Origin of the sequence: uncultured Sneathiella sp. (assembly GCF_963976355.1) — a bacterium.
GTDB lineage: Bacteria > Pseudomonadota > Alphaproteobacteria > Sneathiellales > Sneathiellaceae > Sneathiella.
The window spans coordinates 98098-112672 of the sequence record NZ_CAXBKA010000008.1; the positions used below are offsets into that span (position 1 = coordinate 98098).

The window sequence follows — 14575 nt, forward strand, 5'->3', positions numbered from 1 at the left end:
ATAGATATATGGATAAAGGACGGAAATCCTGTCCCCTTTTCAGGAAACCTCTGTAATTCAGGCGCTTACGTCTCACCATAGATCATCGCCTCGATATCTTCTATGTCTTCCGCATCAATGACGGAAGTTGCGACATCGAATGAAAAGCCCTGACGTGCCAGCGATGCCAGTTCCTTGTTCCGGCGCTCCTCTCGTGTCTCCTCCGGCTTATAGGGTCCGAACCGCCGACGTTTCACAAAGCGCGCCGCCGCAAGCCGGTCGAGCGCGTTCTTGTCCTCCCCGAGACCGTCAAGCGCCTGAGACTGATCCGCGTCCGAAAAGGCCATCTCCTGCAGCTTGAGGCCAATTTGAGCGACCGACCGCCCCTGCCGCGCCATGAGCCGCGCCTTACTCGCGGCAAACTCCGTATCATTGATAAAGCCCGCCTTGACCATATCCGCGACAGTCTTTTCAATGTCCACGCTCAGCTTCTCCTCATCTATGTCGAAATGCTCAAGCTGAGGTGCGGCCTTGTTATAGAGATGCTGCGTCATCTTCTGACGTGTCGCCGGAAAACGGTTCAAATAGCGCAACGCCTGATCCCGCAGCCATTTCGGCGTCGGTTCAACCGGCTTGCGGCGGCGTTTTTCCTTTGGTTTTTGTTCTTCAGTCATCCGGAACTCGTTTATTCAGGGCTTATCCCATGATACTTATGGCCACGGGCGAAGGAAATCCTTTAAACTGGCCCGGCTTTGATCTTCTGCTTTGAGAGTCCTGTATGCCTGAATCCAAAACCTTAACTCATATTAATCAACTCCTTGATATCATGGAGAAATTACGCGACCCCAACGGTGGTTGTCCGTGGGATCTCGAGCAGAATTTCGATACGATCGCGCCGCACACCATCGAAGAAGCCTATGAGGTTGCAGAGGCGATTGCGAAGGGGGATATGGCGGAATTGAAGGACGAACTCGGCGATTTGATGTTTCAGGTCGTTTTCTATGCGCAAATGGCGAAGGAGGCCGGTGACTTCGACTTCAACGATGTAATCGAAGCCATTTCCGAGAAGATGATCCGCCGCCACCCTCATGTTTTCGGCAACAAGGATATTGCAACAGCGGAGGCACAGACAACGGCCTGGGAAGAGACAAAGGCGCGGGAGCGAGCCGAGAAACAGGCGGCATCAAATCAGCCGCCGTCCGCCCTCGATGGGGTGGCAGGCAACCTGCCCGCCCTCACCCGCGCGGTCAAGCTGCAGAACCGGGCTGGACGGGTCGGCTTTGACTGGCCATCCATCCTGCCGGTGTTCGAAAAGATCGAGGAGGAAATGGCCGAGCTGCGCGCCGAAATCGACAAGAATGCGAACGAGGACCGCATCGCCGAGGAATATGGCGACCTGTTATTCGTGATCGCAAATCTGGGCCGGCATCTGAAACTGGAGCCAGAGACTGTCCTCCGCACTGCCAACCGGAAATTCACCCGCCGCTTCCAGACCGTGGAACAACGCCTCAACGCACGCGGAAAGCCCATCGACCAATGCAGCCTTGAGGAAATGGATGAAGTCTGGAATGAAATTCGGAAAGAAGATAAATCTCAATAAAATCAGACAATTAAAGATCTTTTTTGAGGATTTTCTTAAGCCGTCCAAGATTTTCAGGCGAGAATTTAGCCTCGATATGGACGGTTTCTTCCTGATCGACGCGATCCAGCACGGTTCCGTTCCGGTATATCCAGGACAGGGTTGCCCCGTCCTCAGCCGGGATATCAAACTCCAGCACTTTCTGCCTGGCAGTCAGCAAATCCTCGATCCGGTGGAGGAATGTCTCCGTCCCCTCCCCGGTTATGGCCGAGATGGCGACCTGCCCCTCCCCGCGCTCCGTGCTGTTATAGAGCTTTTCCTTCTCTTCCGCTTCCAGCACATCAATCTTGTTCAGAACCTCTAGATAGGTGCCCTCATCATCCGTATCGACGCCGAGACGTTTCAGGACATCCAGCACATCCTGACGCTGCGCGCCCGTATCGATATGGGTAATATCGCGCACATGAACGATCAGGTCCGCTTCCAGCACCTCTTCCAGGGTGGCGCGAAAGGCCGCAACCAGTTCTGTCGGCAAGTCTGAAATGAAGCCGACCGTATCGGAGAGGATGACCGGCTGACCGCCCGGCAGGGAAATCTTCCGCATAGTCGGATCAAGTGTCGCAAACAACAGGTCTTCCGCGAAGACATGCGATTGCGTCATGCGATTGAAAAGGGTCGATTTACCGGCGTTGGTATAACCGACGAGCGCAACGATGGGATAAGGTATCCTCTTGCGCTTCGCCCGGTGCAACTCCCGAGTCTGGACGACCGAGCCGAGCTGCCGCTTGATCTTCGTAATCCGCTCGTCAATGAGACGCCGGTCAATTTCAAGCTGCGATTCACCGGGACCGCCAATAAAGCTCAAAGAACCGCGCTGCCGCTCCAGATGGGTCCAGGAACGGACCAGCCGCGTCCGCTGATAGCTGAGATGGGCGAGCTCGACTTGCAGGGCGCCCTCTTTCGTCTGCGCCCGCTCCCCGAAGATTTCAAGAATCAGTCCGGTGCGGTCGACAATCTTGACCTTCCAGCGACGCTCCAGGTTGCGCTGCTGAACGGGCGTTACCGGCCCGTCGATGATCACGACATCAATATGGGAGTTTTTGATAAAGTCTCTGAGTTCGTCAATCTTGCCTTCCCCGAACAGGGTGCCGGGCCGCGCCTTGTTCAGCGTGACAATTTCGGAATGGACAACATCAAGAGAAATGGCCGCCGTGAGCGAGACGGCCTCTTCCAAGCAGCTTTGCGGATCACGAATCTTGGCTTTGGTTGTCCGCTTGATATAGGGGTGCAGAACCAGCGCCGATTCCCCTGAACGCAGGCTCTCGCGCTCTGAATTAACTTCCATGTGGGGATTTTAGACGCAGCATCGGGTCCTTATCTGTGTCAGTTATCAGCCGACGGATCGAACAGCTGGATAGGTCCGGCAGGCATCACCGTCGAGATGGCATGCTTATAGACCAGTTGCTCATGTCCATCGCGGCGCAACAGAACGCTGAAATTATCAAACCAGCTAATCGCGCCCTGTAATTTTACACCATTAACCAGAAATACCGTAACCGGCACCTTGTCCTTGCGTACCTTGTTCAGGAATACATCCTGTACATTTTGTGACTTCTCAGCGGCCATCTCGAATTATCTCTCGTCTGTCATTAGTTTATAATTTTGCCTTTTTACAATCCGATCAAGGTCTATTTGACGGCTCGTGCAAGCAATGGGCAAAAAGTTTCCCTGACATAAGGATTTATAGCCTTAAACACAAGCACTATCGCGCCCAAATTGCAACAAATAACGACTTTGACATAAAAACCACAGTCAAAGTCGAAAACTACTATATTATAGTGTTAAACTTCCTGCATGAATTTCTCGTAAATAGCCCTGAGCTGCTGTGAAACGATGCCCGGATGGCCATTTCCGATGATTTTATCATCCACTTTTACAACAGGCATGACATAAGTTGTACTGCTGGTCAGAAACACTTCCCGCGCCGAGTTCAGTTCTTCTTTTGAAAAACTCCTGAGTTCAAGATCAACACCATTTTTTTCCAGCTCCCGCAGGAGCGAGCCCCGCGTAATACCAGCCAGAATTGAATTGCTTGTCGGTCGGGTAACAACCTTGCCCTCCTGCGTCACGATCCAGGCATTGGTGGAGCTACCCTCGGTCACCATGCCGTCCTCGTCGATCTGGAAGGCTTCATAGGCGCCCTTCTCCTTGGCTTCTTGCTTGGCCAGCACATTCGGCAGCAAGGATACCGACTTGATGTCCCGGCGAGTCCATCGAATATCCGGGACGGTAATGACATTGACGCCTGCTTCCGCCGTTTTTTGCGATTTTTCCATCGACAGCCGCTTTGCCGTCATGACCAGCGCGGGAGCCGTGTGCTTCGGGAACGGATGATCGCGCGGGGCAACGCCGCGTGTCACCTGCAGATAGATGATGCCATTTTCAATGCCATTGCGCCGGATCACTTCGCGCATGACCATCTTAAGCGGGTCCCGCTTCATCGGTGCGCCCATCTTGAGTTCGTCAAGACTGCGCCAAAGACGGTCCAGATGCCCCTCCTCATCGATCATCCGGTTGTTGAAGATCGTCACCACCTCATAGACCCCGTCGGCAAACTGATAGCCGCGATCCTCGATATGGACACAGGCCGTCTGGTGCGGAACATACTGGCCGTTTACATAAGCAATTCTGGACATCTTCTTCCTATTTCTTAGCGCCGCCACAGGGCCGGGTTGAGCAGGGAAAGGACAGCAAAAAACTCCAGCCGCCCAACCAGCATTGTGACACATAATAACCATTTGGAAAAATTCGGTAAGGCCTCGTAGCTGATAAAATTCTCCTCGCCGACAATCACGTCCGTGATCAGGGGCTGTGCTGCCGAGCCCGCATTGGCAAGATTGGTGACCGCAAGGGAAATCGATGACTGCAAATCCAGCCCGTTAAAGGCGAGCAGCAGCGCCACCACGACAAGCGTGGCGCAATAGAGGACGAAAAAGCTCCAGGTGGAGAGGATCTGCTCCCGCGAAATCCGCTGATCACCATACATCAATGGAAAGACACTGCTCGGGAAGCTGAGGCGATTGATTTCCGCATTCGATACCTTCATCAGAACACTGAGACGCATGAGCTTGATTCCGCCCGCCGTTGACCCGGTCGAACCGCCGACCGTGATCAGAACCAGAATCACGAACAGCGCGCCGATCGGCCAGTAATACTGACCGGTGCCGGACACAAGCGGCAGGTTATAGCCCGTCGTCGTCACGGCGGAAACAGTATTGAACACCGCATAGCGCAGGGTATTCGGTAGACTCATATCCGTCTGGGTCATCATCAGAGCAAAAACGAACAGGCTGCCCAGCGTGATCATCACAAGCAGGTAGCGATACTCCGAATCCTTGAAATAGGATTTCCGGTCGCCATTGAAGAATGACCAGTGAAGGGAGAAATTGACCGCGCCGATCACCATGAAGATCATCAGCACAACCTCAATCCCGCGGCTTGCGAAGGCGGTGCCGGCGGCATTGGATGTCATGAACCCACCAGTCGAGAGTGTGCTGAAGGAATAGCAGATGGCATCGAAGGCGGACATCCCGGAAAACCACAGCGCGACAATGCATATAGCCGTCAACAGTCCGTATATTTTCAGCAGGGAAAGCACCGCATAACCAAAACGGCGCGACACCTGGCGGCGGCTGCTCTTGGCGATTGCCCGCGTCAGCGGATTGTTGCCCGGCAGGTTAAAGGCGCTTGCGAGCGCCGAGAGCAGGACAATGATCAAAAAGCCGCCCGCCCATTGAATAAGGCTGCGCCAGAGAAGGATCGCCCGAGTCTGGGAATCGAGATCATTAATAATCGTCGCACCGTTGGTGGTAAAGCCGGACATGGCCTCAAAATATGCATTGGTTGCCGAAGGGATCGCGTCGCTCAGATAGAACGGAAGACCCGCAAAGGCCGGCAGGACGATCCAGATCAGGGTCGCCGCGAAAAAGGTTTCCTTCCGCCCCAGAATGGTCACTTCCCGTCGCATGGCGAGCACCATGCCACCGCCGAAAAACAGCGTCACGATTGCCGATACGACAAAACTGGCCGCAAGTCCCGTCTGCCCCTGCGCCAGGGCGAATGTAATCGGCACCAGCATCAGCGCCGCCAGAAATCCCAGCGCCCAGCCCAGAAAGGTAAAGACAGGAGCGAACAGCATCGGTCTTAGAAGAATTCCAGGCCGACGGAGAACATTTCCTCAACCTTGTGGATAGAGTCCCGAAGCCCGAGGATAATCACCCGGTCATCCTCCTGAATGACAGTTTCACCGCGCGGAATTTCAACCTTGTTGGATTTGATCACCGCCCCGATGATGGTTCCCGGCGGCAGCTTGATATCCCGGAGCGGCTTGCCCACCAGCAGGGAGGTCTCTAAGGCATCCCCCTCCACCACCTCGGCGGCGCCATCGCGGAAGGAATGCAGCCCGCGGATACGGCCACGGCGGATATGGCGGAGAATCTCCGAAACCGTCGTCGCCCGCGGATCAACCACCACCTCGATCCCGAGAGAGGTAACAAGGTTGCCAAAAACAGGATTATTGATAAGCGTAACGGCGGTTTTCGTGCCCTGTCCTTTCGCCAGCAGGGACGACAGGATATTCACCTGATCATCATTGGTCAGCGCCACAATCGTCTCGGCCCGGGCCGCGTTGGCCTCCTGCAGAAGCTCGGGGTCCAGGGCGCTGCCGTGGAGGACAACCGTACGGTCCAGCTCTTCGGTTATTTTCTCCGCCCGTGCGCGGTTATGCTCGATCAGCTTGAGCGACACGTTCCGCATGTTTTTCTCAATAAACTGCGCGAGATTAAGGCCGATATTACCCCCGCCAACAAGAACGATGCTGCGGGCTTCCTGCTCCTCATGACCAAACAGCGGCATGGCGCGCGCAACATGATCGGTATCCGCGGCGAAATAGACTTCATCGCCCGGGAACATCTGGTCCCCGCTCGCGGGCACGATCATCTTGCCGTCACGATATATGGCGACGACGACGACATTGAGATCGGGAAACAGCTCGGTCAGCTGCTTGAGCGGCGTATTTACGATCGGGCAGCTTTCATCGAGCCGAACACCGATCACCTGCACTTTCCCGTCGCCGAACGGCACCGTATCGAAGGCGCCGGGAACCTTGAGACGGCGCTCAATCGCGCGCGCCACTTCGATTTCCGGAGAAATGATCACATCAATCGGCAGGTTTTCGCGGCTGAACAGATGCGCCCACAGAGGGTTTGTATATTGCTGCGCCCGGATACGCGCGATTTTCTTCGGAATATCGAAAATCGAATGCGCAATCTGGCAGGCAACCATATTAACTTCATCGCTATAGGTCACGGCGATGATCATATCCGCATCATACGCCCCTGCCCGCTCCAGCGCGTCAGGATAGGAGGCGTGGCCGACCATCGTCCGGACATCCAGCTCGTCCCCGAATTTGCGGACAAGCTCGGCGGACTGGTCGATCAGCGTGATATCATTGTTTTCCTGGGCGAGCTGGCGCGCGATATTCGAGCCGACCTGACCGGCGCCGCAAACGATAACTTTCATCGCCTCAAATTCCCTCTCGTATGCTGCCTGCGCCTAGTCAGACAGTCGTTTCCGTTCGCCATTGCTGACACCAAGTGTTTTCAGCTTGCGATGCAGAGCTGACCTCTCCATACCAACAAATGAAGCGGTACGCGAAATATTTCCGCCAAAGCGATTGATTTGAGCTTCCAGATACTCTTTTTCGAATCGTTCCCGCGCCTCGCGCAACGGCAGAGCCATTATTTCCGTATTCTCGTTCTGACCGCTCATGATGGAATGGGCCGAACCGGCATCCGCAGGCACCATATTTGCGCTGATCGGCGTCGTCTTGTCTCCGGTTGCCAGAATCATAATCTGCTCAATGACATTTTTGAGCTGGCGTACATTGCCCGGCCAGGCCGACGCCTGCAGGGTAGCGATCGCATCCTCCCCGACTTTCCTTAGCGGAAGGCCGGAACTTATCGAAAACCTCTCGACAAAATAGCGGGCGAGCGGGCCGATATCCTCCGGCCGCTCCTTCAGGGACGGCACGGAAATCGGGACAACACCGAGGCGATGGTATAAATCCTCCCGCAGTCGGCCGTTTGCCATTTCCTCTTTCAGATCACGGCTGGAAGACGAGATAATCCGGGCATCGACCTTGACCTTCTCAGTGCCACCTACCCTTTGAAAGGACTGATCCACCAGCACGCGGAGAATCTTGCCCTGGGTCTCCATCGGCATATCGGCGATCTCATCCAGAAAGAGCGTGCCGCCATGAGCCTGTTCCAAAAGGCCGCGCCGTCCGCCCTTTGTCGAGCTCATTCGCCCTTCTTCCACTCCGAAAAGCTGTATTTCAAGCCGTTCCGGCGCCAATGTTGCGGCATTTAGCACGATAAACGGCCCGTTCTTACGGTTGGACCGTTTATGGATCAGGCGTGCGACCACTTCCTTGCCGGCGCCCGACGGCCCGGAAATCAGAACCCGACTGTTGGTCGGGGCGACCTTTTCGATAGTCTGCTGGAGCTGGATCATGACGTTGGAGCGGCAGATCAGCTCATTCGTCAGTTCGCTGCCCCGGGTTTTCAGCTCCGCCACTTCCCGGCGCAGGCGCACCGCTTCCAGCACCCGGTCGACAAGCTGGATAAGCCGCTCCGCCTTGAAGGGTTTCTCTATGAAGTCATAGGCCCCCATCTTGATGGTCTGTACCGCCGTTTCGATATTGCCATGACCGGAAATCATCAGGATCGGCAAATCCGGCTGATCCTTCTTGATGGCTTGCAGGATTTCGATCCCGTCCAGCTTGCTGCCGCGCAGCCAGATATCAAGAATTACCAGACTTGGCCTTCGATGGGCAATTTCCGCCAGGCACTGGTCGCTATTCGCTGCCATGCGTGTCTCATACCCCTCGTCTTCCAGAATCCCCGCGACAAGTTCCCGAATATCGGCTTCGTCATCTACAATAAGAATGTCAGCAGACATTTTTAGTCATTCCCCGTTTTCAAACTCGGTTCACTTATTGGAAAGGTAATCCTCACCCTTGCCCCAACTCCAGTTTTCGTATCCATCATGGCAAGACTGCCACCATGTTCCTCCATAATCTTGTTGACGATCGCAAGCCCCAGACCCGTTCCTTTTTCGCGATGGGTAACGTACGGCTCGGTCAGGCGGCCCCGGTTTTCCTTGGGAAGGCCACGGCCATTATCCGTAATCTCGATAATGATTTCGTCATTTGCCGCCTCGATACCAACTTCTATCCGGCCTTTGGGCAGATTTTCATCACCGTTTTCCCGTCCCTCTATGGCATCCGCGCTGTTCTGCAGCAGGTTGGTAAGGACACGGTTGACCTGCGATGCATCACAGGCACAGGTCAATATGCCGGACGGGACATTGAATTCATACTCGATTTCAGGATGGGCAATCTTCTGCAGAAAGACCGCCTGCCCGACAAGCTCATTGATATCTTCGGGCTTGAATTCCGGTGTCGGCATCCGAGCGAAAGACGAGAACTCGTCCACCATTTGCCCGATGTCGCCGACCTGCCGGATGATCGTATCGGTGCATTGATTAAAAATCTCGACATCCTCCACGATCTGCCGCCCATACTTTCGTTTTATCCGTTCCGCCGACAGCTGGATCGGCGTGAGCGGGTTCTTGATCTCATGGGCAATGCGCCGGGCGATATCGCCCCAGGCGGCCATCCGCTGCGCCGAAACAAGATCGGTAATATCGTCAAGGGTCACGACAAACCCCTGAATGCTGCCGCTGGATATCTCCGCGGAAGCGCGCACCAGAAGATGCCGGTGCCCGTCCCCGGATTGAAGCTGTATCTGCCTCTCGACCACGCGATAGGGCCTTTCCCGTATTTCATCGAGCAATACCGCCATCTGCGGCTGTATCTTGGGAAAATGCGCCCCGATCAGTTCAGCGCTAGACAGCCCGAGAAGTTCCGCCGCCTTGCGGTTCGGCAGATTGATGATCCCCTCCTTGTCCAGGCCGATCACACCGGAGGAGACACCGGAAAGCACTGCCTCGGTAAACCGCCGCCGTTCATCCAGCTTTTCATTGGTCATTTCCAGCTCCGAACGCTGGGCGTCGAGCTGGTCAGTCATACGGTTGAAGGCCCGGCTCAAGGTCGCCATTTCGTCATGCGCACGGGTTTCATCGACCTTCGCCGTCAGATCGCCGGAGCGCACCCGTTCCGCCGCCTTCACAAGACTCTCGATCGGGCCAACAATCCGCGAGGCGATGACCAACCCGAACCAGACCGCCGCCAGGACCACCATCAGCGAGATGATAAAGAAGATGACGGCAAACTGGATCTGAATGCCGAACCCCTCCTCCTTCAGGGTTTCATATTCCGCAGCGGCGACACGGGTCCGTTCCAGATGCGCGAGTACCCTCGGCTCGACAAAGCGTCCGACATAGAGGAACCCGTCCAACATCCGGTTCAGCCGGATCAGTGCCCGCACCTGGTCATCCCCATCATTTGTAGTGATCACCACATCGCGCTCCCGGGCTTCGGCGAACAGGGCCGGGCTGAGTTCCTCAAATTCGAGCGCAAAGCTGAGATCGGACTGCGCAATGATATTCTGCGTCCCGTCGATTACCACTGCCTCACTCAGGTTGCGGGCAATAACCTGATCGCTGAGATAGGAGCCGAACAAACTGCGGTTTTCAAGAACCCGCGTTGGCGCACTATTGATCTGCGCTGCCATCTCCAGCACGTCGGAGCGGATATTCTGGATATGCTCCTTGATATAAGCGTCAGCGACGGCGATCGATTCCGAAACCGCCATATTCACGGGGTCGGAGAAATGCCGCTGGAAATAGATGTTGAAAAAAAGTGCCGAAAAGAGAGCCACCATCAGGGCCGGCGCAACCGCAATCAGGGAGAAAAGTCGCAGGATGCGGCGATGCATCATACTCCCTGCCCCGCCAACTTGCCCCTTGCGCCAGGTGCGGATTAATCGATGCGTGATGATGCTGGCCAGAATGACGACGATGACCAAATCCACTATCAGCAAGATGCGTGTATAGGCCGGATTATCGATGGTGAGGGATTCATAGGTCGCAATGCCGCTCGCAATGGCCAGCATGGCGACAAAAAAGGACGTCTTCGGCCCCAGCCCTATCTTCCGCGTCCAACGGACGAGTGAAAAGGACTGCTTTCCCTTAGTCTGCTGTGATTCGACCACAACCCCCTCCGACCGGCTTGATCATGACGCGGTCTCGGTCCAAGAGTTTCGCGTCACATTCAATATTACGGTCAAAATACCACATTGTGGCATTTAAGCATCACTTGAGCCCGCGTACAACCTGAATATCCAGCTCCCGGATTTTTTTACGCAAGGTATTCCGGTTGACGCCCAGCAAGTCCGCTGCCTTGATCTGGTTTCCGTTGGTCGCCTCCAGAGACAGCGACAAGAGTGGCCGCTCGACTTCGCGGATGACCCGCTCATACAGCCCCGATGGCGGCAACCCGCCTGAATGCGCCGCAAAATATTTTGCCACATGCCGTTCAACCGCCATGCCGAGACTTTCATCAGACTTGGCATTCTCCTCCGTATCGCCGACTTCCTGAGGCTGTAATTCCTGCTGCACGACCGCGAGATTGATCACATCGTCGGAATAAAGGGCGGCAAGACGGCGCACCAGATTTTCAAGCTCCCGCACATTGCCCGGCCATTTGTGTTTCTTGAGGGCCTCCAGCGATTCCTTGTCGATACTCTTGACCGGCAGCCCCTCTTCCATGGCTTGGGTCAGAAAATGCCGCACAAGGTCGGGAATATCCTCTGCCCGTTCCCGCAGCGGCGGCAGGCGCAGCGGCACCACGTTCAGCCGATAATACAAATCTTCGCGGAACAGGCCCTGCCGCACGAACTGCCGCAAATCCCGGTTGGTGGCAGCAACAATCCGGACATCCGTCCGGATCGCCGTCCGGCCGCCAACTGTCGTATATTCACCTTGTTGCAAAACACGAAGAAGCCGGGTCTGGGCCTCGATCGGCATATCCCCGATTTCATCGAGAAACAATGTCCCGCCCTGCGCCTGCTCGAACCGGCCGATGGCGCGGGAATCGGCGCCGGTGAAGGCGCCCTTTTCATGGCCAAACAGCTCCGATTCAATAAGTTCCTTCGGGATGGCCGCCATGTTGATCGGCACGAACGGCCCCGCCTTGCGCTTGCCATATTCATGAAGGGCGCGGGCCACAAGCTCCTTGCCGGTGCCGCTTTCGCCCGACACCAGCACCGTCAGGTCCGTCCCCATGAGGCGCGCCAGCACCCGGTATATCTCCTGCATGGCCGGCGACCGGCCTATCAGGGGTGTTTTGGTCTCGTCTTCCTCTTCCACGCCCGAGCGTTTTGCGGCTTTCTTCGGCTTGGAGAGCGCCCGTTCCACCACCTGCAGCAACACCTTCAGATCAAAGGGCTTTGGCAGGTAGTCATAGGCCCCCCGCTCCGTCGCCTTGATGGCTGTCAGCAAGGTATTCTGCGCGCTCATCACGACAACCGGCAGTTCGGGTCGCACCTTCTTGATGCGCGGCAGCAGATCGAGGCCATTTTCATCCGGCATGATCACATCGGTCAGGATGATATCGCCGAGCCCTTCCAGCACCCAGTTATAGAGCGTCGCCGCATTGCTGGTGGAGCGCACAACATAATTGGCACGGGACAGCGCCTGCTCAAGGACAGTGCGAATACTCTGGTCATCATCTGCGACTAAAATTGTACCGGGCATTTTTATTCCGTATCCGTTTTATTGATGTAGTAAACCGGCAGGCGGATCAGCGCCTTGCCTCCCTCCCCCGATGTGTCGAACTCGACGATTCCCCCGTGATCCCCGACGATCTTGGCCACCAGGGCCAGACCAAGCCCGCTGCCACCGGTCTTCGTGGTGACGAAAGGGTCGAAGATATGCGGCATGATTTCTTCCGGGATGCCCGGTCCATTGTCCTGTATGCCAACTTCGAGCGGGAGCTGCACCTTGTCCTTCGCACCGGGAACAGCGAGACGGATACCGTGGCGATAGGCCGTGCTCAAAGTGATTTCACCACTGTCTTCAGGGGTTGCCTCCGCGGCATTTTTCACGAGGTTCAACAGCACCTGAACTAGCTGGTCGCGATTGCCATACACAAAGGGCAACGACGGGTCGTAATTTTCGCGAAAGGTGATGTTGCGACCAAAGCCCGCCTCGGCCACCCGCCGGACATGTTCCAGAACCTCATGGATATTTACGGCATCGCGGTCGATCGGCCGGTCGTCCGAGAACGCCTCCATTCGGTCGACAAGCGCACAGATCCGGTCCGTCTCGTCGCAGATCAGCCGGGTAAGTGCCCGGTCGGCGTCGGAGGCGTTCATTTCCAGAAGCTGCGCGGAACCGCGAATGCCGGAAAGCGGGTTCTTCACCTCATGGGCCAGCATGATCGCCATGGCGGTCACGGACCGCGCGGCGCCGCGATGGGTGAGCTGCCGGTCCATCTTGGCGGCAATGGTACGCTCCTCGATCTGGACAACCACATTCGATGTTCCATACATCAGCGAGACCTGCAGATTGACATTCTTTACGCCGGTTTTCGGGGTTCCGAGATCAACGCTATATTCGGAAACGCAGTCACCGAGGGTACGGACCTGTTCCACCAGGCCCAGAAGCGGACTGTCAAACGGAACAATCTCCTCCACCGTCATTCTCATCAGCATTTTCGCCGACAGGCCGAAAAACTCCTCCCCCGCCGGGTTGGTCATGCAGATATATCCATCGTCATCAATCACGATCAGCGGATCGGGCAACGCGTTCAGCACCAACAGCGCGTCGATTTCCGTTTTCTTGCGTTTTGTGCCGCTAAAGGGATTTGGCAGGGCCATGTTATGCGCTTTCCTTCAATTGCAGGTCATTATAGAACCTGTCGATTTCATCGCGTACCTGATGCCGGTCTGTCAGGCGAACGACCTTCTGCCGAAAGACTTCGCCGCCCGGCAATCGCGCGGAATACCAGCCCAGATGCTTGCGCGCGACCCGAACGCCAACGTCCTCTCCGTAAAGGGAGATCAGCGCATCATAATGTTCCAGCAGGACGGAGCGTTGCTCATCGAAATCCGGGTCCGGACGCACCTGCCCCGATTTGAGATGTTCCGCCACCTGCGCCACGAACCAGGGCCGGCCATAGCTGCCCCGTCCAATCATCACGCCATCCGCGCCGGATTGCGCCCGCGCCTCGACCGCATCCTCCACTGTCTGGATATCCCCGTTGACGATAACGGGCAGCGAGACCGCCTCCTTGACCTCACCGACATACCGCCAGTCCGCCGCACCTTTAAAGAACTGGCAACGGGTACGGCCATGGACGGTCAGCATCCGGATGCCTGCATCCTCGGCAATCCTGGCAAGTTCTGGCGCATTGCGACTCTCCTCGTCCCAGCCGGTCCGCATTTTAAGGGTCACCGGAATGCTGACGGCGTCAACCGTCGCCTTTAATATCTTCCCTGCATGATCGAGATCGCGCATCAGCGAGGAGCCCGCCATACCGGCCGTCACCTTTTTGACCGGGCAGCCCATGTTGATATCGATGACCTTCGCCCCCATTTCCTCATTCAGCCTGGCCGCCTCGGCTATGATCTCCGGATCGCAGCCTGCGAGCTGGACCGCCATCGGCTGATCATCATTCGCGGAGCAGACAATACGAAGAGAGCGCCGCGTCTCCGCGACCATGGCCTTGCTCGCCACCATTTCCGAGAAAACCATCCCCGCCCCATACCGCGTCACCAGACGCCGAAAGGGCAAGTCCGTAATACCGGCCATGGGTGCCAGAAAAACCGGAGGGTCGATCGTAATTGAACCGAGAGTAATGACCATTTATTATGCAATTAAAAATATGACTAATATTTAGGCACTATAGTCTGGTCTGTATCGCACTGCAACAGAATCATTCGCAAGCCGTCAATTTTATTGAACCTTCCGGTTTCCCAAACTATTGTCGGA

General features: G+C 56.0%; 12 protein-coding genes. 1 reads left to right on the forward strand and 11 read right to left on the reverse strand.

Going from position 1 to position 14575, the window contains the following annotated elements:
* Positions 1-65 precede the first annotated feature (65 nt).
* Complete coding sequence (locus tag AAC599_RS16570; protein WP_340151519.1) at positions 66-653, reverse strand: regulatory protein RecX; 588 nt, start codon at positions 651-653, stop codon at positions 66-68.
* Between the two features lie 104 nt (positions 654-757).
* Here AAC599_RS16570 and mazG point away from each other — a divergent pair, with 104 nt between their 5' ends.
* On the forward strand, positions 758-1579 hold the full coding sequence (mazG, locus tag AAC599_RS16575; RefSeq protein ID WP_340151520.1) for a nucleoside triphosphate pyrophosphohydrolase: 822 nt from the start codon (positions 758-760) through the stop codon (positions 1577-1579).
* 10 nt (positions 1580-1589) lie between these two features.
* Here the strand turns inward: mazG and hflX are convergent, their stop codons facing one another.
* The 10 genes from hflX to dusB all read right to left on the reverse strand — a co-directional run bounded on the left by hflX (position 1590) and on the right by dusB (position 14449).
* Positions 1590-2903 carry a GTPase HflX gene (hflX, locus tag AAC599_RS16580; protein WP_340151521.1) on the reverse strand — a complete coding sequence of 438 codons (1314 nt, stop codon included), beginning with the start codon at positions 2901-2903 and terminating at the stop codon, positions 1590-1592.
* A 38-nt stretch (positions 2904-2941) separates the two neighbouring features.
* Entirely contained in the window at positions 2942-3184 is a 243-nt protein-coding gene (hfq, locus tag AAC599_RS16585) for an RNA chaperone Hfq (protein ID WP_340151522.1), read from the reverse strand.
* Positions 3185-3399: 215 nt separating this feature from the next.
* Positions 3400-4254, reverse strand: a complete 855-nt coding sequence (locus AAC599_RS16590) for a D-amino-acid transaminase (RefSeq protein WP_340151523.1) — start codon at positions 4252-4254, stop codon at positions 3400-3402.
* A gap of 14 nt (positions 4255-4268) precedes the next feature.
* Positions 4269-5756 (reverse strand): potassium transporter TrkG, encoded by a 1488-nt coding sequence (locus tag AAC599_RS16595; RefSeq protein ID WP_340151524.1) that lies wholly within the window; start codon positions 5754-5756, stop codon positions 4269-4271.
* A gap of 5 nt (positions 5757-5761) precedes the next feature.
* A complete protein-coding gene (trkA, locus tag AAC599_RS16600) occupies positions 5762-7138 on the reverse strand; it encodes a Trk system potassium transporter TrkA (RefSeq protein ID WP_340151525.1) in 1377 nt (458 codons plus the stop codon).
* 33 nt (positions 7139-7171) lie between these two features.
* Complete coding sequence (locus AAC599_RS16605; RefSeq protein WP_340151526.1) at positions 7172-8578, reverse strand: sigma-54 dependent transcriptional regulator; 1407 nt, start codon at positions 8576-8578, stop codon at positions 7172-7174.
* A 2-nt stretch (positions 8579-8580) separates the two neighbouring features.
* Positions 8581-10794, reverse strand: a complete 2214-nt coding sequence (locus AAC599_RS16610) for a PAS domain-containing sensor histidine kinase (protein ID WP_340151527.1) — start codon at positions 10792-10794, stop codon at positions 8581-8583.
* 100 nt (positions 10795-10894) lie between these two features.
* Entirely contained in the window at positions 10895-12337 is a 1443-nt protein-coding gene (gene ntrC, locus AAC599_RS16615) for a nitrogen regulation protein NR(I) (RefSeq protein WP_340151528.1), read from the reverse strand.
* A gap of 2 nt (positions 12338-12339) precedes the next feature.
* On the reverse strand, positions 12340-13461 hold the full coding sequence (locus AAC599_RS16620; RefSeq protein WP_340151529.1) for an ATP-binding protein: 1122 nt from the start codon (positions 13459-13461) through the stop codon (positions 12340-12342).
* A gap of 1 nt (position 13462) precedes the next feature.
* The gene (dusB, locus tag AAC599_RS16625; protein WP_340151530.1) at positions 13463-14449 is read right to left on the reverse strand and encodes a tRNA dihydrouridine synthase DusB; all 987 of its coding nucleotides are present in this window, start codon (positions 14447-14449) and stop codon (positions 13463-13465) included.
* Positions 14450-14575 lie beyond the last annotated feature (126 nt).

Excerpts from the sequence above, each read along its gene's own strand:
- AAC599_RS16570 (WP_340151519.1), bottom strand. The coding sequence starts at position 653 with ATGACTGAAGAACAAAAACCAAAGGAAAAACGCCGCCGCAAGCCGGTT.
- mazG (WP_340151520.1), top strand. The coding sequence starts at position 758 with ATGCCTGAATCCAAAACCTTAACTCATATTAATCAACTCCTTGATATC.
- hflX (WP_340151521.1), bottom strand. The coding sequence starts at position 2,903 with ATGGAAGTTAATTCAGAGCGCGAGAGCCTGCGTTCAGGGGAATCGGCG.
- hfq (WP_340151522.1), bottom strand. The coding sequence starts at position 3,184 with ATGGCCGCTGAGAAGTCACAAAATGTACAGGATGTATTCCTGAACAAG.
- AAC599_RS16590 (WP_340151523.1), bottom strand. The coding sequence starts at position 4,254 with ATGTCCAGAATTGCTTATGTAAACGGCCAGTATGTTCCGCACCAGACG.
- AAC599_RS16595 (WP_340151524.1), bottom strand. The coding sequence starts at position 5,756 with ATGCTGTTCGCTCCTGTCTTTACCTTTCTGGGCTGGGCGCTGGGATTT.
- trkA (WP_340151525.1), bottom strand. The coding sequence starts at position 7,138 with ATGAAAGTTATCGTTTGCGGCGCCGGTCAGGTCGGCTCGAATATCGCG.
- AAC599_RS16605 (WP_340151526.1), bottom strand. The coding sequence starts at position 8,578 with ATGTCTGCTGACATTCTTATTGTAGATGACGAAGCCGATATTCGGGAA.
- ntrC (WP_340151528.1), bottom strand. The coding sequence starts at position 12,337 with ATGCCCGGTACAATTTTAGTCGCAGATGATGACCAGAGTATTCGCACT.
- AAC599_RS16620 (WP_340151529.1), bottom strand. The coding sequence starts at position 13,461 with ATGGCCCTGCCAAATCCCTTTAGCGGCACAAAACGCAAGAAAACGGAA.
- dusB (WP_340151530.1), bottom strand. The coding sequence starts at position 14,449 with ATGGTCATTACTCTCGGTTCAATTACGATCGACCCTCCGGTTTTTCTG.